The organism is Microbacterium sp. Leaf159 (assembly GCF_001423615.1).
Lineage (GTDB): Bacteria > Actinomycetota > Actinomycetes > Actinomycetales > Microbacteriaceae > Microbacterium.
This window is the reverse complement of record NZ_LMOU01000001.1, coordinates 2,677,945-2,697,060: the sequence shown is the minus strand read 5'-3', so window position 1 is coordinate 2,697,060 and position 19,116 is coordinate 2,677,945. Positions and strand designations below refer to the sequence as shown.

Annotated in this window: 12 protein-coding genes and 2 pseudogenes; 3 read left to right on the top strand and 11 right to left on the bottom strand. The window is 69.8% G+C overall.

Features of this window, described 5'->3' with window-relative positions; genetic code table 11:
• Window positions 1-600: 600 nt before the first annotated feature.
• Both ASF80_RS19595 and ASF80_RS12765 read right to left on the bottom strand, forming a co-directional pair.
• Window positions 601-762 (bottom strand): annotated as a pseudogene (locus tag ASF80_RS19595) (DapH/DapD/GlmU-related protein); the annotation flags it as partial.
• A 562-nt stretch (window positions 763-1,324) separates the two neighbouring features.
• On the bottom strand, window positions 1,325-1,696 hold the full coding sequence (locus ASF80_RS12765) for a DUF4406 domain-containing protein (RefSeq protein ID WP_200934782.1): 372 nt from the start codon (window positions 1,694-1,696) through the stop codon (window positions 1,325-1,327).
• A gap of 46 nt (window positions 1,697-1,742) precedes the next feature.
• Between ASF80_RS12765 and ASF80_RS12760 the strand changes: the two genes are divergently transcribed.
• Window positions 1,743-2,516 (top strand): DeoR/GlpR family DNA-binding transcription regulator, encoded by a 774-nt coding sequence (locus tag ASF80_RS12760; RefSeq protein WP_235559967.1) that lies wholly within the window; start codon window positions 1,743-1,745, stop codon window positions 2,514-2,516.
• Between the two features lie 124 nt (window positions 2,517-2,640).
• Here ASF80_RS12760 and ASF80_RS12755 read toward each other — a convergent pair whose 3' ends face one another.
• Together ASF80_RS12755 and ASF80_RS12745 are read right to left on the bottom strand one after the other, a co-directional pair.
• Window positions 2,641-3,312, bottom strand: a complete 672-nt coding sequence (locus ASF80_RS12755; RefSeq protein WP_056311272.1) for a GOLPH3/VPS74 family protein — start codon at window positions 3,310-3,312, stop codon at window positions 2,641-2,643.
• Window positions 3,313-3,505: 193 nt separating this feature from the next.
• Entirely contained in the window at window positions 3,506-4,150 is a 645-nt protein-coding gene (locus ASF80_RS12745; RefSeq protein WP_056311269.1) for an MIP/aquaporin family protein, read from the bottom strand.
• Between the two features lie 213 nt (window positions 4,151-4,363).
• On the opposite strand from ASF80_RS12745, the pseudogene ASF80_RS12740 reads away from it, so the two are divergent.
• Window positions 4,364-5,680 (top strand): annotated as a pseudogene (locus ASF80_RS12740) (APC family permease); the annotation flags it as partial.
• A gap of 325 nt (window positions 5,681-6,005) precedes the next feature.
• Here the strand turns inward: ASF80_RS12740 and ASF80_RS12735 are convergent.
• Entirely contained in the window at window positions 6,006-7,667 is a 1,662-nt protein-coding gene (locus ASF80_RS12735) for a DUF11 domain-containing protein (protein WP_056311267.1), read from the bottom strand.
• Between the two features lie 139 nt (window positions 7,668-7,806).
• Between ASF80_RS12735 and ASF80_RS12730 the strand changes: the two genes are divergently transcribed.
• The gene (locus ASF80_RS12730) at window positions 7,807-8,895 is read left to right on the top strand and encodes a LacI family DNA-binding transcriptional regulator (RefSeq protein WP_162239132.1); all 1,089 of its coding nucleotides are present in this window, start codon (window positions 7,807-7,809) and stop codon (window positions 8,893-8,895) included.
• Between the two features lie 83 nt (window positions 8,896-8,978).
• On the opposite strand, the gene ASF80_RS12725 is transcribed toward ASF80_RS12730, so the two are convergent.
• The 6 genes from ASF80_RS12725 to ASF80_RS12700 form a co-directional block, all read right to left on the bottom strand.
• Entirely contained in the window at window positions 8,979-12,806 is a 3,828-nt protein-coding gene (locus ASF80_RS12725; protein WP_056311265.1) for a carbohydrate-binding protein, read from the bottom strand.
• Window positions 12,807-12,900: 94 nt separating this feature from the next.
• Window positions 12,901-14,499 (bottom strand): glycoside hydrolase family 43 protein, encoded by a 1,599-nt coding sequence (locus ASF80_RS12720; protein ID WP_056311263.1) that lies wholly within the window; start codon window positions 14,497-14,499, stop codon window positions 12,901-12,903.
• Complete coding sequence (locus ASF80_RS12715; protein WP_200934781.1) at window positions 14,499-15,500, bottom strand: hydroxyacid dehydrogenase; 1,002 nt, start codon at window positions 15,498-15,500, stop codon at window positions 14,499-14,501. The genes ASF80_RS12720 and ASF80_RS12715 overlap by 1 nt, the downstream gene beginning before the upstream one ends.
• Complete coding sequence (locus ASF80_RS12710; protein WP_056311261.1) at window positions 15,497-16,390, bottom strand: family 43 glycosylhydrolase; 894 nt, start codon at window positions 16,388-16,390, stop codon at window positions 15,497-15,499. The genes ASF80_RS12715 and ASF80_RS12710 overlap by 4 nt, the downstream gene beginning before the upstream one ends.
• Window positions 16,387-18,429, bottom strand: coding sequence for an alpha-galactosidase (locus ASF80_RS12705; RefSeq protein ID WP_056311259.1), 2,043 nt, complete (start codon window positions 18,427-18,429; stop codon window positions 16,387-16,389). The genes ASF80_RS12710 and ASF80_RS12705 overlap by 4 nt, the downstream gene beginning before the upstream one ends.
• Window positions 18,426-19,112 (bottom strand): hypothetical protein, encoded by a 687-nt coding sequence (locus ASF80_RS12700; RefSeq protein ID WP_056311257.1) that lies wholly within the window; start codon window positions 19,110-19,112, stop codon window positions 18,426-18,428. Before ASF80_RS12700 ends, ASF80_RS12705 begins: the two co-directional genes overlap by 4 nt.
• Window positions 19,113-19,116: the final 4 nt, after the last annotated feature.

Here is a 19,116-nt window from a genome sequence, read left to right as displayed (position 1 = left end):
GAAGTACGCCTCGAACGCGCCCCGCTCGCCGTGGTCGAGGTTCCACAGCAGCGCGGTCCCGAGTGCATCCACGTCGTGACCCGCGCCCCATGCCCGGGTGCGCCATGAGCGGCTCCCGAGGAAGTCGACCACGTCGTCGCCCGACATCTCGGCGACGGAGCGGATGGCGTGCGGGAATCGCGCGCCGAGGAGGTCGAGCGCGTATCCGACGCATTCGACGTGATACGCGGCCTCGCCGTCGTTCAGGTCGATTCCTGGAGCGGGGGTCTCGATCAGGCCATCCGCGCCCAGGCTCGGGACGAGACCGGTCTCGGGATCCTGATACGACTGCAGCCGGGCGATCTGGGCCTCGAAAGGGAGTTGATCCGGAGCCCGCCCGAGCAGCAGCGCACTGATCTCGATCGCGTCGCACTGCGCGCGCACGGTCGGTGCGGCATCCGGTCTGTCGGAGAAGAGCCCGTCGGCGACCTGCGGGTTCCAGGACCGCGCGAGGATGCCGGGTGCCTGCACTCTGGCGGTGCTCGCGAAGCGCGCGAGGCGGCCGGAGAGGGACTCGGGCTTCGGCTGCACCGGCTGCGGCGCCTGCTCTGCTGTCGGCGCGAACCGCGAGCGGATGACCCGCGCCGGGTTGCCGCCGACGATCGCCCCCGGCGGCACGTCCTTCGTGACGACGGCACCCGCGGCGAGGATGGACTTCTCACCGACCGTGATCCCGTCGAGGATCGTCACGTGCGAGCCGATCCACACGTCGTCTCCGATTACGATGCCCTTGGTGGTGAGCGGCTGCCGGAAGATCTCGATCTCGGTGTCTGCGAAACCGTGGTTGAAGCCGATGATCGACGCGAAGGCACCGATGCGCACGGCGTCGCCCATGCGGATGTCTCCCCTGACGATCGCCGACGGGTTGATCGTGCAGTCCCTGCCGGTGCGCACCTTTCCGGTGACGTACGCGTTCGCCGCGATATAGGTGCGATCGCCGAGTTCGAGGCTGTCGGTCTGCACCGCCGCGAGCTCCGAGATGAAGGTTCGATCGCCGAGGACGTGCTCCGGTCTGGCGTCGACGAGGGCGTGCTGCAGCGCGAGCTGGCCCTTCTTCTGCTCGTCGGACGCATCGGTCCAGAACGACCACGGCGAGTAGTCGAAATGAGTGCGATCGAACGGGAGGCCGGCCTCGGATCCGGTGGTCATGTCTGCCTCTCGGGTCGTGATCCGGCTTCACCCACATCGGGAAAGCGTTTACTGGGCAATCTACGCCACCTGCGGGAAGCGGGCAATGCGCGAGCGGAGGCGGGCGCTCCCCACCTCCGCTCTGACGTGCCTCCCGCTACGCAGCCACGTCCTCCCGCATCGGGATCTCGTCGACCGAGTGATACACCGGCAGCCCGCGCTCGAGGGCGATCTCGACGTCCTTGTCGGCGCCGGCGGATTCGCCGGGCAGCCGCAGCACGGCGTCGCAGTGCTGCAACAGTCGGTGGGCGGTCTCGTACATGACGTCGCCGTCGGCGGCATCCGTCTCGTCCATCCCGCGGAGGATCGGCAGGGCGACCCATTCGCCGATCATCGGCACGTGGCCCCGGCGGTGAATGGGGGCCGCAGCCTCTTCGAGGCGCTCGAGGTTGCGGGCGATCAGAGCGGGGTCCCCGCCGGTTCCCGAACGGTAGGGGCCGGCGATGAGAATCAGGAGTGGAGTTGTCATGGAGAAGACTGTAACGTTAACCGTGCAAGAACGTGCAACTTCATGAATGAGTGAGCACAGAGGGAGTCGGATGCTGGGCGCACAGCGCAAGGACCATCTGCGGGAGATCCTCCGCAGAGACGGCCGCGTGGTCGCGAAGGACGTCGCCCTCGACCTCGGCGTCTCGGAGGACTCGATCCGACGCGACCTTCGCGAGCTCGCCGATGCCGGCGAGATGGTGCGCGTCTACGGCGGGGCCCTGCCGGTGCCGCCCGCCGACAGACCCGTCGATCAGCGGACCTCGCTCGCGACGGACAGCAAGGAGCGGGTCGCCCGTCGCGCGGTCGAGCTGATCGCCCCGGGCTCGACGATCGTGCTGGATGCCGGCACGACGACCCTGGCGATGGCCCGGATGCTCCCTCGCGGTGCCGATCTCACGGTCATCACGCCGAGCCCCGCGATCGCCCTGGCCGCGGCCGAGCACTCCGATGCCCGCATCGTGATGATCGGCGGCGAGCTCGCGCGCTTCTCGATGGTCGCGAGCGGCCCGCTCGCGATGGAAGCGGTGCAGCACCTCGCCGCCGACCTGTTCTTCCTGGGTGTGACGGGCATCGACCCCGAGCGCGGCCTGACCACCGGCAACCTCGACGACGCGGTCACCAAGCGGGCGATCGCCGCACGCTGCGCGCAGACGTTCGTGCTCGGCAGTGAGGAGAAGATCGGTGCGACCTCGCAGTATCCGGTGCTCGACCTCGCTGCCGTCGCGGGCATCGTCGTCGACCCCCGCGGTGCGAATCCCGTGATCGAGGAGCTCGCCGAGCGGGTGTCGGTGCTGCGCTGACGGGCGTCAGGGCAGGGAGCATCCGGGCACAGGTTCGGACGGATGCCGCGACACGCCGCCATAGGTCGCCTCGCCTCGGCGCGGCGTCGAGGAGCTCCGAAGCTGTGCCCGCCGCGGCGGGGCGTCAGGTGATCGTGGCGGCCACGATCGTCGGCGTCATGATGGCCACCATCGCGGCGGTGATCGCATCGTTGACGGCCTTGGCGACGGCATCCCCTGTGGCCGAGCCTGCAGTGAGGTCCTCGATCCTCCGCTTGAGGTCGCGCGCGGACATACCTTCGCACTGGTCGCGCAGGATCCCGTGGGCCGCGTTGAGGTTCTGCAGGATCGAGAGCAGCGCCAGGTCGGCCTGCGTCGGCACCCCCGCGCCGGCGATCACGGCGGCGAGCCGCGAACGCAGCACCGCCTCGGGCGCGGGGTCCGACTCAGGCGTGCGGGCGGAGCCCCACCCGAAGAACCCGCGTTCTCCGCGGACGAGAACACCCTGCACGACCAGCGACTCCACGACGACCTCGAGCGGATCGAGCTTCGGACGCGCGACCAGCGACTGCAGGCGCTTGCCACTCAGCGGCACGAGACGCGTGAGCGTCGCATCGAGGATCGGATTGCCCGTCGGCTCGGTCGACACGATTTCGACGGTCGGGTTCTTGCCCTCCGAGACGACGACGCGTCCGTGCAGGGCGAGGTCGACGATGACCGCGGCGATCTCGCCGTAGAGGCGGTTCACGCTCACGGCGCTCTCGACGCGACCATCAGGCCGGAGAAGCAGCATGTGGAGTTCTTCGACGATCAGCATGCATCCACGCTATGACGGAGCTTCGCGACTCGGCATCCCCCGGACGGATGACTTCGGATGCCGCCGCTGGCCGCTCCCGTCGCAGTTCGCGCCGCCCGCACGCCAGTCGCGCGGCACGAAGTGCGACCGGGACATCACCGAGACGCACGAACGCCGCGCCCTCCGGAGAGGACGCGGCGTTCGATGAAGGGCGTTACGCGGCGATCTTCTTCGCGTCGTCCGTGTTGAGCACACGGAAGAGCAGGGCCGCGATGACCGCACCGACGACCGGGGCGACGATGTAGAGCCACAGCGAGGCCCAGTCGAAGTAGCCGCCGACCGAGAGGCCGAGCGCCACGGCCGGGTTGAAGCCGCCGCCCGAGATCGAGCCGACGGTCGCCGCACCGATGAACACGGTGGCACCGATCGCGAGCCCATAGAACGAGTTGCCCTCGGTGTCCTTCGAGGTCGCCGTGTTGAGCACGACCCAGACGAGGATCAGCGTGAACAGCGCCTCGACGAAGAACGCCGGGCCGACTTCGATCACCATGGCCTCGCCACCGGCGGGCCACACGGCGAGGCTGGCCAGGGCGGCGAGCGCGCCACCGACGAACTGGGCCACGAGGTAGGCGATGAGGTCGACGACGCTCAGGCCGCCGCGCAGGAAGACACCGACCGAGACGGCCGGGTTGAGGTGGGCACCCGAGATGTGACCCGTCGAGTAGACGAGCACCATCAGGGTGAAGCCGATCGCGAGCGGGGTCAGCGGGCTCTCGCTGTTCACCGCGGCGATGATGCTGAGGACGAAGAGGAAGGTCGCGAGCGCTTCTGCGAGCGCCTTACGAGGAGTACCGGTCATGAGTGTGCTCTTTTCTGGGATTCCGACGGAAGGCAACAGCTCCGTCGGCCCGCGCACTCCGGCTGACGCACCCTCCAATGACGAGACTGAATATAGCGACGGCGCACTCCTCGACGACGCGCGCCGCGCGGGCTTTCTGTGAAATTCCTGAGTGCCGCGTTCGCGCCTGTCAACCCCGTCGCCCGCAGGTCAGTGCCTCCCTAGGGTTCCAGGATGACCTCCGACACCGCCTCGACGCAGGACGAGCCCACCCGGCTGCGTCGCGCCATCACCGGCCCGTTGCTGTTCGCCTTCATCCTGGGAGACGTGCTCGGGGCGGGCATCTACGCGCTGATGGGCGTGCTGTCCGAGAAGGTCGGCGGGATGCTGTGGGCACCGCTGCTGCTCGCGCTGCTCCTCGCCCTGCTCACCGCCGGGTCGTATGCGGAACTCGTCACGAAGTACCCCCGCGCAGGCGGGGCGTCGGTGTTCGCCGAACGCGCGTTCCACAGCCCCGTCGTGTCGTTCCTCGTCGGGTTCAGCATGCTGGCCGCCGGCGTCACGAGCGCGGCCGGTCTCGCGATCGCCTTCGCCGGCGACTACCTCGGCACGTTCTTCGACCTGCCGACCATCCCTGTGGCGATCGCGTTCCTCGCGGTCGTCGCCGCTCTCAACGCCCGCGGCATCCGCGAGTCGCTCGGAGCGAACCTCGTGATGACGGCGATCGAGCTCAGCGGCCTGGTGATCGTGATCGTCGTGGTCGGCATCTTCGTGGCCGGAGGCGGCGGTGACGCCTCGCGACTGACCCAGACTCCCGAGGGCACGCCGGTCGCCCTGGCCGTCCTCGGCGGAGCGGTGATCGCGTACTACTCGTTCGTCGGCTTCGAGACCTCCGCCAACATGATCGAAGAGGTCAAGGATCCGCGCCGCACCTACCCGCGGGCGCTGTTCGGCGCTCTGTTCACGGCCGGGGCGGTCTACGTGCTGGTGGGCGTCGCGAGTTCGATCGCCCTGCCCGCATCCGAGCTGCAGGAGTCGAGCGGTCCGCTGCTCTCGGTCGTCGAGGCGGCGGGCGCGAGCATCCCCTCCTGGCTGTTCAGCCTGATCGCCCTCGTGGCCGTCGCGAACGGCGCACTGCTGACGATGATCATGGTGAGCCGTCTGACCTACGGCATGGCCGAGCAGAACCTGCTGCCGTCGGTGCTCGGACGCGTTCTACCGAACCGCAGGACGCCGTGGGTCGCGATCCTCACCACCACCCTCGTCGCGATGGGGCTGACCCTGGTCGGCGACCTCGCGACGCTCGCCGAGACGGTCGTGCTGCTGCTCCTGTTCGTGTTCCTCAGCGTCAACGTGTCGGTGCTCGTGCTGCGGCGCGACAGGGTCGAGCACGATCACTTCCGCATCTGGACGGTCATCCCGGTGCTCGGCATCGGCTCGTGCCTCCTGCTCCTGACGCAGCAGCGCCCCGTCGTCTGGCTGTTCGGCGCGATCCTGCTCGCCGTCGGCGGAGTGCTCTACCTGCTCGCACGCTGGAGCCGCACGCGCTCCGCGTCACGCGCCCACTCGTCCGACACCCCCGAAGCCACTGACACCACCGACACCACCGACACCCAGAGGAGCACCATGAGCACGCCTGACCAGACACCCGACGACGCCATGACGAGCGAAGAGAAGCGTCACGACCAGCTGACCGCGGCACCGGATGCCACCGAGGCCGACGCCGCGCCACGCATCGAGGTGTCGGAGCACGACGGCAACACGCGCATCGACATCGCTCCGGATGCCGCGGTGCGCCCGGGCCCCGGCCCCGGCGTCGAGACCGCGGACGAGACTGAAGACGAGACCGAGACCGAGCCTCGGGACTAACCGGCGCTCACGAGCGAGAGGCGGTGCGGCGGCGGACAGCCGCGACGATGCTGACCGCGGCGCCCGCGAGCACGAGCATCCCGCCCAGTGCTGCTGCCCCCGAGCTGTCGGCGCCGGTCACTGCGAGCGCGCCGCGCGACGGATCCGTCGGGGTCGCGGACTCCGGCGTCGCGTCCGCGATGACCTCATGCTCGAACGACTGCGGCGCAGTCGCCACGGCACCGCCCCGCGCGCCGGGGCTCTCGGCGGAGACGTCGACGTCGATGACCGATCCCCCCACGCGCACGAGCGCGGTGAACGACACCGTCACGGCTTCGCCGGGGACGAGCGCGCCGACCCAGCGCAGCACGCTGCCCTCGAGTCGCGCCTGCCCGACGCTCGCCTCGAAGGCACCGTCGATGCCCGCCGAGCGCAGCAGCGAGGCGAGATCGGCGGTCAGCGTGGCATCCGTCAGCGGCACGTTGCCCGTGTTGGTGAGGGTCATCTCATACCGGATGCGGTCGCCGGGGTGCACCTCGGCACCCGAATCCGGCTCGGCCGAAGCAACGAGAGCGAGAGCCGGCGCGGCTGCGACGGTGACCGCGGTTCCGGCGGTGCGCCCCGTGTAGAGCAGCAGAGTGCTCTTCTGCGTGGGGTGCGAGGGGTCACGGGATGCGTCGCTGACCGCCCCGACCGCCGAATAGAGCGCGACCTGGCGCGCCACCTCGGGGATCGCGGTGTTGTCGACCGGGAACCACGTCGACTCGCCCGTCGCGTCCCTCGCGGAGGAGAGCACATAGAACGCCCCCTCGACCGGTGCAGGGATGGTCGCACTGACGATCGGCTGGCCGTCGAGGGTGTCGTCGCAGTTCACGGTGTAGTCGACGCCTTCGGTCAGTGGCGTCCCGCCCTCGACCGGCACGTTCACTGGGCCGGGGTCATCGTCGAATACGCGCAGGGTCGTTGCCGCGCAGTCCGCGACCGAGGCCCCGAACGGAGGCACCTCCTCGGTGCCGGCCGCGACCCACTGCCCGCCGGATTCCGCCGCGGCCTCGTCGCCGATCGCCTTCGCCTGCACGACGAACCTCGCGGGCGACGTCGCGGTCGCACCGCTCACCCAGTGGCCGCCCGTCCGTTCGTACAGATCGATCGCGGTGCCGTAAGGCACATCCGTGCGGAACACGGCTCCGTCGCTCTCGAACTCCGTCGAGTAGACGCCACCGGCCGCGTCGAGGACGCCCGAGCCGACCACCTGCAGGAAGAACGTGAACGATCCGGCCACGCTCACGGCATCCGCGGCGGCCGGAGTGAACGTGCCCCGCACGAGGTCGCCCGTCGCCCCGGATTCGGCGACCGTCACATCGACGAGCGGCGCCCCGCCCACGGCATCCGTCACCGTCGCATCGGACGTGAGCACCGCCCTGGTCCCGGCGGGGGTGCGGACGTCGAACGTCTCACCCGCGGCCGCGAGCTCGCGCTCGAACTCGACCGTCACCGCGAGGAAGGGCAGTGCAGCCGACGGCACCAGCGGGTTGGCTGCCTCATACGGGGCGACCGAGACGGCGGTCACGGGCGACGGCGAGGCGGCGGATGCGGGGGCGACGCCCCCTCCGAACAGCGCGGCGCCCAGGACTGCGGCGAGGGAGAGCACCACGGCGATGCGGTGACGGGGACGACGTTCGACGGGCACAGCAGGTCTCCAGACACATCGGCGGGGATGGCCCCAGCGTATCCGCGAGCCGGCTCGGAGCACCCGGGAAGACGGGGCGAGGCGGAACTAGTTGCGGGTTGCGGCTCCGTATCGGCATCGTCGCGATAGGTTTTCCCTTGTGACCACGACCATCGCCGACGAACCACCCGCGCGCCGCAACGCGTCGCCGGGTCCGGAGCGCGGCGGTGGAGCCACCCTCGCCGATGTCGCCCGCCTCGCCGATGTCTCCCGTGCCACAGCCTCCCGCGTCCTCGCCGGCCGGGCCGCAGGCAAGTCCGCGAGCCATGCCCGCGTGCTCGCCGCCGCCGAGGAGCTCGGCTACGTCGTGAACGGCCTCGCTCGTTCGATGATGGGCGTCGGTCGGCGGAGCATCGCGTTCGTGTCGAGCATCATGGTCGGCCCGACCTTCGCCACGATGGCCGGTGGTGCCGAAGACGTCGCCACCGCGAACGGCCACCTGCTCACGATGTGCACGACCGGCAGTGACGTCGCTCGTGAGGCCGCACTGATCGAGACGCTCAGCGAGCAGCGGGTCGCCGCCGTGCTCCTCGTCGGCTCGACCCCCGCGACGGAGGAGTTCGAGAGGCGCGCACAGCGGTACTCGGACACGCTCGCACGCGTGGGCGCCCGACTGATCCTGTGCGGGCGTGCCGCTCTACCCGGTCATCCGCACATCGCGTCGATCGACTACGACCACCGCGGAGGGGTGCGCACCGGCGTCGAGCACCTCGTCGAGCTCGGGCATCGCCGCATCGCCTTCGTGGGCTCTCTCGACGACATGACCACGCCGCACCAGCGCTTCCTCGGCTACCAGGACGGACTCGCAGGCGCCGGCATCGAGTTCGATCCCGGGCTGGCCGCGCAGAGCGGCAACTCCTCGGACGACGCGGCAGCGGCCACGGTCGCATTCCTCGACGGCCACCCCGAGATCACCGCGATCGTCTGCCAGACCGATGTCATGGCGGTCGGCGTCTGCCGCGCACTGCACGCCAGAGGCATCGCGATCCCCGGGCAGATCTCGGTGGTCGGATTCGACGACATGCAGCTGGTCGCCGATCTGACGCCGTCGCTCACGACCGTGCGCGCGCCCTTCCACGAGGTGGGCGAGCTCGCCGGTCGGATCGCCGTCGGCGGGGCCTACGAGGGACCCGCCGTGCTGCCGGTCGAGCTGATCGTCCGCGGATCGACGGGCCCCGTCCGCGACTGAGACGCCCCTCCCCCGCAGACGCGGGCCAGCGGCACGACGGAGCGACGCGATCGGAGAGCCCGACCGCACCGCTCCGCCATCCGTCAGTACGCGCCGAGATCCTCCCACGGGCCGTTGACGTCGCCAGGCTCCTGATTGCGGGTCCACCACTTCGCCCTGAACGTATGCCCGTCGTGGGCGACGGTCTCGCCGCCGACGTAGACGTACGACGCCGTCCAGGCCCGCAGGGTGTCTCCCGCCGCGGCGACGGGTGCGCCCTGCTGCATCCACGATCCGGTGGCGGAACTGCCGGGCTGCTCGTTCCGCGTCCACCACTGCGCCGTGAAGACGGCTCCATCGTGCGACACCTCATCACCGGCGCCGTAGACCGCGGCCGGATCCCAGGCCGCGATCGCCGGGGCAGTCGACACGTCACCGAACACGATGAGCTCGGCCACGTTCAGGATCTGGCCGTTCACGAGTCGGATGTACCGGAACGACGTGTCGTCACTCACCGTCCACTGCTGCCAGTCGAGGGTCTTCGCCGGAGCCGCGGGCGTCAGCCGCGTCCACGCCTGGAGGTCGTTCGAGCCCTCCAGCCGCATGTCCGCGATGCGCGAGGTGCCGTAGCCGTCCTGCCGCACGAGCAGCTCCGCCCCGCTCAGCGACACGGTCGTGTCGGGCCCGAAGTCCCACACGTTGCCGTAGAGACCCGCGTTCAGCCGGGTGTCGGAGTGCGTGGCCGGGTCGCCGTCGAGCATCCTCGCCGTGTACTGCGTCCAGGCGGCGTCGGCGACTCCGTCTGGTCGCAGCACCGTCGCGTCGCGGAACGCCGAGTCGATCCGTCCACTGTCGCTCGAGAGGAACAGTCTCGATCCGTCGGTGGTGGCGTGGATCGTGTCGGCATCCCGCCCGTCGACAGTGGTGAAGTCGACGGTGAAGTCGACCCGTGCCCCGCGCTGAGCACTCTCGGGCACCGCGGCCGTCGCGACCCACTGGCCCGCTGCGGGAGACGTCACGGTGGCGGGAGCGCCGAGCACCGTCACAGCCACGTCCGTGTTGCCTGCGGGGCCGGCGATACGCACCTCGACGCCGTCTCCCGCCACGATGCGTCCTGCGACGGCGTCCGGCGACGAGAGCGACACGGTATCCATCGATCCGACGGCCTCTGTGCGGGAGCCGTCGATGCGGATGTCGGCGATGCTCCAGATCCCCGGGTAGGCGGGATCGGACGGCACACCGGGCTCGTCCACCTGGAACTTCAGGAATCGGAACGGCTGGCCCCGCACCTCGTCGCGCACATCGAGCCACTCGATCGACGAGTCCTGGCCCACGTTCGGATGCTCGGTGAGCAGCGTCCACGTCGCGCCGTCGTCGGAGCCGTAGACGTTCGTCCCCTCAGCACGGTTCGGGAATGTGTCCCTGGCCTGGATACCGAAGCGCTCGGTGCCGACGCGGAAAGCCGACCCGAAGTCGAACACGATGCTCGGAACCCGTTGGTCGCCCCAGCTCGTCTGGTTGTCGCCATCCGTGATCGCGGTCAGCTGTGCCGCCGTGAGAGGCGCCGCCGTCACGAGTCCCCGATAGTCGAGAGTGCCGTCCGCCAGCACGGGGTCGAGCACCACGAGACCTGCGACAGCGTCACCGAGCCCGTCGAGAAGGGTCGCGAAGGCTGCGGCATCCGCTCCCTGCACTCCCTGCTGCGCACTCGTGCGGGCCTCGACGAACCGCGCCCAGCTCGCCGAGGTGTACTCGTCGCTCTCGCCCGCTCGTCCGACGAGTTCGTCGATCGCGGCATCCCGAGTCTCTGCGACCGTGATCGTCACGGGCAGCGCCGTCACCGTCATGCCGTCCGACGCCGCGAGGGTCATCTGCGCGACCCCCGGCTGCGCGGGCGACCAACTCAGTTGGCTCCCCTGCAGGACCATGCCCGACGGGGCGTCCTGCAGCGCGAGGGTCACGGTCTCGCCGGCGCCATCCGTCGTCTGCACGCTGCGCGTCCACTGCTCACCGGCGACGAGCACCGCATCGAGCTCGGGAGCGTCCGCGAACACGGGCGGCGTGATGACACCGTTCGCCTGCGCCACGAGTCCCGCGACGTCGACCTTCGCATCCGACCCGGTCGCCCGGAGGAACAGGATGTTCTCGCCCACGGCAGCCGGCGTCTTCGTGAGGGCCAGATCCAGCCAGACGTAACGCCACTCACCTTCGGTGTCGGGGACGACGATCTCGGCGAACGGCGGCTCCTCCGCGGTTCGTGAGGCCTGCAGCCGGGCGGTGCCGTCGCTGCGCACCTTCACGGCGACCAGCGACTGCGCGGCAGCTCGGTCACCCCAGATCGCACGCCGGATCGCGAGGTTCGCATCGTCGGCACCCGCATCGAGTCGAATGAAGGACGTGTCGCCGTTCTCCTCGCGGACAGCTCCATCACCGAGGGGCGCGCCGAAGGTGCGCACTGACAGCTCGGCGCTGTCTGCCTGCGGAGCGACGGAATCGTCGACCTCGGCGAGCTCTTCGGGGAACGCGACCCAGTACTCGGCTCCGGTGTAGTCGGATCCCCGGTCGCTCCAGAAGTTCTGGACACCGGTGCCGTAGTAGTACAGCGGACCGTCGCGCTGCTCGTAGAGCTCCGCGACATGGGGCGCCTCGGCGGCGACATCGACGTCGGCGACATAGCGGTACTGCAGATACGCCTCGCTGAGCGGATCCTGCAGTCGACCGCGGTACGCCTGCGAGATCGCACCGCCCTCGTTCGCCGGGATGTACGGCACCTCCTCGCCCATCATGAAGGCGTAGAAGGTGTCGGCGCCGTCGAGGATGCGGTGGTCGAGGAAGTCGTAGGGCGAGACGGCATCCGTCGACTCCGACACCGCGCCGGAGTCCGGATCGATCTTCGTGCCCTGCGCGTCGACGATGCGGGCGAGGGCGACGAAGATGTCGACGTCGCCCTGACCGTGCGCCTGATCTCGGAGCATCTCCATGTGCTGCACGAACGGCTGGCCGGTCGTGTTGCCGGGGGCATCGGCCGGGATCTCACGGAACAGCTGCTCCAGCGATCCGTTCACGTTCCCGCCGTACAGGTCGTGCTCGCTCTCGTACCCCGCGTTGACCGTGAACCACTCCACCCGCTCGGCGTACAGGTCGGCGTCGTCGAGGAAGATCGCCGCCGAGATCATGCCGATGACGCCGTAGAGGTGCTGATTCCAGAGGCGGTTGTTCGAGGACAGGAAGGTGTCGAGCACCGGGCGGATGAGATTCGCCTCGATGCGCTGCTCATCGGCATCCGTCCACCGCAGGTCGTATCCGTCGAGAGCGGCGTTGACGGGCTCAGTGGTGCGGATCAGCTCGGCCGCGATCAGCATGTAGTACAGCGGTACGCCGGTATGGATGTGCGCGTCGGCGAAGTATTCGTACTTCGCCGGATCCAGGCTGCTCCAGGCCCGGAGCCCGTGGAGCGCGTTCGCGCGGTACTGCTCGTCACCCGTGACGACGTACTCGAGCGCCTGGGTCATCACGCCGATACTGTCGCGCTGAGCCATGGAGCGCATCCCGACGCTCGCGTAGGCGTCGTTCTGCGGGATGTCGGTGCCGGGTTGCGCATTCTCGACGCGGTAGTCGATCGCGGCGTACCGGGTATCGACCATCGCGTCGTAGTAGCTCGCCCACGGGTCGACCCCGGCGAGCACCTGGGTGCGCATGTTCTGGAGGTTGTCGGCCGTGAAGCCGATCCCCGGATGCGCGAAACCGGCATCGCTGACCGTCTCGACGATCTCGGGTGCAGCCGTCTGCGCGGCGGCCGAGACCGGTGACGCGGCGGCGGCCGGAGATGCGGCGACAGCCGGCGGTGCGACGAGGAGCGCCCCACTGAGGGCGATCACCCCGGCGGTCAGCGCACCGACCGTCTTGCGGATACTGCGTTGTTCGATCTTCATCGATCTCTCTTCCGTGACGGCGCCGTCGAGCGACGGCGCGAGGGCATGCAGGAGCAGGAACTTCGCGACGGCCAGGGGTTCGGAGGTGTGCGGGTCAGTCCTCCCCCGCCGGATCGGTCTCCTCGTATCTCAGAGACACGTCGGTGAGATCGGCAGACCACCCGCGGCCGTCGAGATCGTCCACGCGGACGCCGAAGAACAGGCCGGTGAACCGCAGCCGATCGCCGTGGTCGTCCGACAGGGTCCAGGCCGGGTGGATGCCGGGTACGTCGGTCCAGTGATCATCGCCGACCGCGGCGACAGCGAACCGGAGGTCGGGTCCGTCGAGCGTCAGCCGCATCCGCACGGCTCCATCCGGCAGTGCGACCGGCGCGGAGCGAGTGGTGCGCGCCCCGTCTCTGATCACGACGCGGACGTGCCGGTCGTTGTCGGCATCCCACCCCAGCTGCAGCCAGATCCAACCGCTGCGGTCGTACCAGGCGATCGCTCCGGCGAGCTCGCGGGTGCTGGTGGGCTCGGCGTCCACCGTGACCTCGAACGTGGCCCGATGCTCCTCGACCCTGGTGACGATCATCGACTGATCGAAGACGGATGCCGGCGAGTGCCCGCCACGCAGCCGTAGCCATCCGGGCCGCGCGGTCAGGTCGGCGGTGTCGCGATCGAGCGCTGTGCGCAGCGTCGACCAGCGCCGGTTGTCGAGCTGCGGGACATCGAAGGACTCAGCGAACCCCGACGCGACAGCGCGGCCGACGCCTTCTCCCTCGAGCTCGAGCTCGAGCTCGAGCTCGGCATGATGACCGCCCTGCGCCAGCCGCAACCAGCCGTTCTCGTCGAACACGACCCGCTGCAGGCAGGTCTCGCGCCCGAGCGTGCTGTACCTCTCACCGAGGTGCAGAGTCGGCCGGCTGGCCAGATGCACCAGCATCCACTCGCCGCTCGGCCTCTGCACGAGTTCGCCGTGACCCGCCTTCTGCAGGGGCAGGCCGGGGGCGTCGCGGCTGGTCAGCACGAACGGCTGCGTGTCGCGCTCGTAGGGTCCGGTGATCTCGCGCGACCGCGCCACCGTGATGGCGTGGTTCCATCCGGTGCCGCCCGCGGCGATCAGCAGGTGGTACCAGTCGCCGATGCGGTAGAGGTTGGGACCTTCCACCAGTGTCGGCTCCTGATGGATCACGGTGGCCGTCCCCGAGGTGCGCCTCTCATCAGGCAGATACTGCTCGAGCACGAGACCGCCGAACGACGGATGCTCCGGCCGCTGATCCCATTGCACCCCGACGATCCAGTGGGTGCCGTCGGGGTCGTGGAAGAACGAGAAGTCGAACCCGCGCGAGCCCAGATGCACCGGCTCGCTCCACGGACCGTCGATGCTCTCGGCGGTCACGAGGTAGTTGTCGATGTCCTTGTCGTCGCCGTCAGTCGACCGCACCACCGAGTACGCAAGCCAGAACAGGCCGTTCGAATGCGAGAGGCTCGGCGCCCACACACCGCCGGAGTCGGGCACGCCCCGGAGGTCGAAGCCCTCGTCGAGCGCATGCCCGCGGACCGTCCAGTGCACGAGGTCGGTGGAGTGATGGATGCGCACCGCGGGGTGGAACTCGAACGTGCTGGTGGCGATGAAGTAGTCGTCTCCTACGCGCACGATCGACGGGTCGGGGTTGAAGCCCCGCAGGATCGGATTGCGCACGACGCCCATCACACGACCCCCGGCACCCGCTCGAAGCCGACGAACGCCTCACCCGCGACGAAGCGGGCGACCTCGTCGATCACGTCGCGCCCGAGTCGGTGGAGCTCATTTCCGGTGGCGCCCGCGATGTGCGGGGTGAGTGTGACGTTGGGCAGGGTCCACAGCTCGTCATCGGCCGCGAGGGGCTCCGGCTCCGTCACGTCGAGGATCGCGTCGATCCGCCCCGCGCGCAGATGCGTGCGCAGCGCATCGTGGTCGATCAGCGAGCCTCGAGCCGTGTTGATCAGCACCGAGCCGTCGCGCATGGCGGCCAGCTCATGAGCGCCGATCATGTGCTCGGTCTCGGGAGTCGCGGGGGCGTGCAGCGAGACGATGTCGGAGGCCGCGAGCAGATCATCGAGCGTGGCCTTGAGCCCGCCGAGGGCCACGATCTCCTCTTCCGAGGCGTATGGATCGTAGATCAGCACACGCACGTCCGTCGACTGCAGAAGCTGAGCCACGCGACGTCCGATCCGCGAGGCTCCGACGAGCCCGACCGTGCGTCCGAAGTTGCCGCTGTCGATCAGATCGGCTTCGCGGTCGACGAAGGCGCGACCCTCGCGATAGATCTGCTCGGCATACCTCGCCCGCTTGCCGGCGAGCACGATGGTCGCCGCGGTGTACTCGGCGACCGCCTGCGCGTTGCCCTCGCCGGCGTTCGTGAAGACGATGCCCCGGCGCGCGGCCTCCACGGTGTCGAGCACCGCGCTGGCGGCGCCACCGGCGAAGACGACGGCGCGCAGGTTCGGCATCCGCTCGAGCATGTCGCGGTCGACCTGCGGACATCCCCAGCCGGCGAGCAGGATCTCGGCCTCGCTGATCAGTTGCGAGGCGTGATCGCTCTCGAAGTCGGTGAGCACTTCGGCGCTCACATCGACCAGCGCGCTGAGGCGAGCCCGGTGCGGGCCGAACAGGTTCTCGGCCAGGGCAGGGGGGTTCATCGCGACGATCGCGCGGGGTCGGGCGTTCACTTCTTCAGCTCCTCGATGCTCCAGTCGTCGCGCCAGCACAGTTCGGCACGACCCTCCTCGACCCGCAGCGGCAGCCAGATCGGCGCCGACGATGCCAGGTCGTCACGATCCCAGCGGTCGCCGATGTACACGTGGCCACAGTCGACCGGCAGCACGACGCTCACCTGCGAGTCGAACGTGCGGCCGCCGGTCGGGGCGAAGTCCCGCCACGGCGACCACGGCCCCTCGAGCGCGGAAGCGGTCGCGTACTTGTTGTCGTTGAGGTCCCAGCCTGTGAGGTCGGACCCGAACAGGTAGTAGAGATCGTCGTGGTGGATCAGCGTCGGCGACTCGTACCCGATCTCGGGGCGCTCCTGCTGGCGCAGAGTCGCCACGATCGATTCGACCCCGCAGTGGTCGTCGCGAAGGCGATAGATGTGCAGACCGTTTTCGCGGTCCTCAGAGAGCAGATAGCCGACGCCGCCCTCCTGGTAGACGCCGATGTCTCGGCTGAGGTTGCCGAGCGGTCGCTCGCTGCCGAGATACTCATACGGCCCCTCGGGCGCATCGCCGATCGCGAAGCCGACCCTCGCGTCCGAGTAGTCGGCGCTCTCGATGTGAACGATCAGCACCCAGCGCCCGTCGGGGCGGCGCAGCGCCTTGGGTCGTTCGACGATGCGGTCGGGGGCGAGATCGCCCGAGCCCGCGGCGAGCGCATCGCCGACGTACTCCCAGGTCGCGAGGTCGGCCGAGCGGTAGCAGGCCACCGCCGTGAATCGGTCGCCGGCGGTCTTGTCCTCGCCCCAGGCGTACCAGTGCGGTCCGACGCGCTGGATGCCGATACCGTGCAGCTGCGCGATGCGGCCGAGGTCGTCGGTGAAGAGCTCGCCGGTGCGGATCGTGCCGCTCATGCGTCGCTCCCCTCGATGTCGGGGCCGACGCGGAGCACACGGGCACCGAGTCCCGGCCCCGTGGCGATGCGGATGCCGTCGCCGGCGCTGTCGATCACCCAGCCGTCGACGGAGGATCCCGCAGGGAAGAGGGTCTCGACACCGTCGACTCCGGGGATCGTGATCGAGCGCGGCTCCTCCGACCTGTCCCACACGAAGAGCAACGACTGCTCGGTTCCTCGCAGGCCCAGGCAGACGACGTCGTCATCCCACGCGGGCAGGCCGAGCGGCCAGAACGGGTCGGTCGCAGCCAGCCCGCCGCGCACGGTCTTGTGCAGGCCGACGGCCTCGGCGACGAGCGCCCGCTGCGACGCGCCGAGCTCTCCCAGGAACCCCGAGAGATAGAGCCTGCCGCTCAGGCCGGTGACGAGGGTGAACACCGTCTCGGCATCCGTCATCCCGCTCGCCGGGTACGCCCAGTTGCCTGCCTGCTCCGGAAGGATCGACGCGGGCGCCGATGCCGCGATCGGCGGATAGAGACGGAAGTCCTGCTGGTCGGTGGTGGACTGCAGGTGTGTGCGCGACAGCAACGCGTAGTCGGCCCGCATCGCGCCCGACGAGCAGTTCTCGATCAGGAGCTCCGGATGCCGTCTCTGCACGTCGTCGAGCCAGTCGCCGAAGGCGCGGATGTGGCCCAGCAGGCCGTCTCCGGCCGCTGCGGCCTGCCACTCCGTGCCGGCACCGGGGTTGATGTTGTAGTCGAGCTTCACGAAGCTCACGCCGTACTCGCTGACGATCCGATCGACCGTCTCATCGAGGTGCGCCCGCGCCGCGGGGTGCCGGAAGTCGAGGTGGTAGCGGTCGTGCTCGCGCACGCGCACACCGAACCGCTGGAAGAAGGCGTCATCCGGCAGCGTCTTCGCGACGGGACTGCTCACGCCGACGACCTCGGGCTCGAGCCAGAGCCCCGAGCGCATGCCCGCAGCGTGGATCTCGTCGATGATGCCGCGGAGCCCTGCCTCGTCGAACCGGCTCGGGGCCTCCCGCCACTCGCCGACCGTATCCCACCAGTCGCCGATCTCGGGGTCGGCGAACCAGCCTGCATCGATGCAGAAGACCTCTGCCCCGGCCCCGGCGGCGGCACGGATCAATGGGCGGAGCGCCTCGGACGAGGGCTGCCCCATCAGCGTGTTCATGAAGTCGTTGTAGACGATCGGCAGGTCAGGGCCGTCGACGCGGCGGATCGCTCGACGATGCGAGGTGAGCGCGGCGATCGCTCCCTCGAATCCCTGCGCCGACGCGGCGAGCGCGACCGGCACCGTGAGGAACTCGTCGCCCTGCGCGAGCACACGGGCGAACTGGTGCTCGAGATCCGTGGGGCCGAGCAGTGAGACGGTCAGACCCTCGAGCCCCTGGCTGAGGTCGACATGCCAGCCCGCGCCGCTCTCGATCTGCCACGCGATGGCCGAGCCGTCCCGGTGCACGAGGGCGCCGACAGGCAGGTGTTCCCCGGTCGACCAGGCGCCGTGGCTGGTCAGGGTCGCGTGTCCCCGGCCGTCCTGCGCGTGGATCGGCAGCGACAGCGGGGGCAGCTCGTCGGCCAGGGCACGACGGTGCCAGCGGTTCTCCGCCAGCCATTCGCTGCGCGCGGTGAGGAGGTCGTACTGCTCCCCCGCATGCGGGCCCGCGCCGAATCCGACCGTGGCCGAGCTGACCGCGGTGATGACGACCGGATCCGACGCGGTGCCGCGCAGTGTGTGCTGCACACGCACAGCCGTGCCCGAGAGCGCGAGCACGCTCGTGACCTCGAGTCCCGTGAGCGCGTCGCGCTGCACGAGCGTGACGGTCTCGGGGTCTGCATCCGTCGGCGTGGCATCCGCCTGTTCGATGCGCAGCCGAGCTCCCAGAGCCGAGCGCACGTACGCCTGACTCGTGCGCGCACGCTGCTCTGCGGCGGTGAAGATCTCGACGAGAGGCGTGGGATGGCCGTCGCCGACGGCCAGAGTCGCCGGACCGTCAGTTTCCGCCGCGATCGTGAATCCGCCGATGCGGGCGATCATGCGCCCACCCGCTCACGTGCGCGGTCGAAGCCGAGCGTGCGGGTGCAGATCGTGGCGGCCACCGCGGCGAGAGCCGGCGTCGACAGCCACGCGACCGCGCCGATCACCGGAAGCGAGGTGGCGAGACCCGCGAGAGCCGCGAGCAGCAGCCAGACGAGAGCCAGGTGAGGGCGCTGCAGGACGATCCGTGCCGCGGCGAGTGCATACGCTGCGCCGTGCAAGGGCGAGTCCGAGAGGAACGCGGCCGCGACGACGATCGCGGCGACGACGGCGGCCACGGCGACGGCGCCCAGCAGCACGCCGGCATCCGCTCCGAGCAGGGCGATGTCGTAGCCGAGCACGAGCACGGCGGCACCGAGCGTCAGAGCCGAACCCCAGCGGTGGCGCACGGCGTCCGCGAATGCCCGCCAGAAGGTCTGCGCCACGTGCGGCTCCGAGTCGAGCAGAGCGGCGGCGGCGTGCACCAGTCCGTGCAGCGCCGGGGCGACGGGCAGCACTGCGGCAGCACCCAACCAGAGCGCGATGTGGGTGGCCTGCCAGCCGACGAGCGCCTGGAAGGCGAGCACCGGCACGAGGCAGCCGACGAACGACAGCGACACGAGGAAGTAGCGGAACGCGCCCAGCAGCAGCGTCGCGATGACGCCGTCGTAGCCGAGCAGACGGCCGAGCCGCGAGGTGGTCACGGTG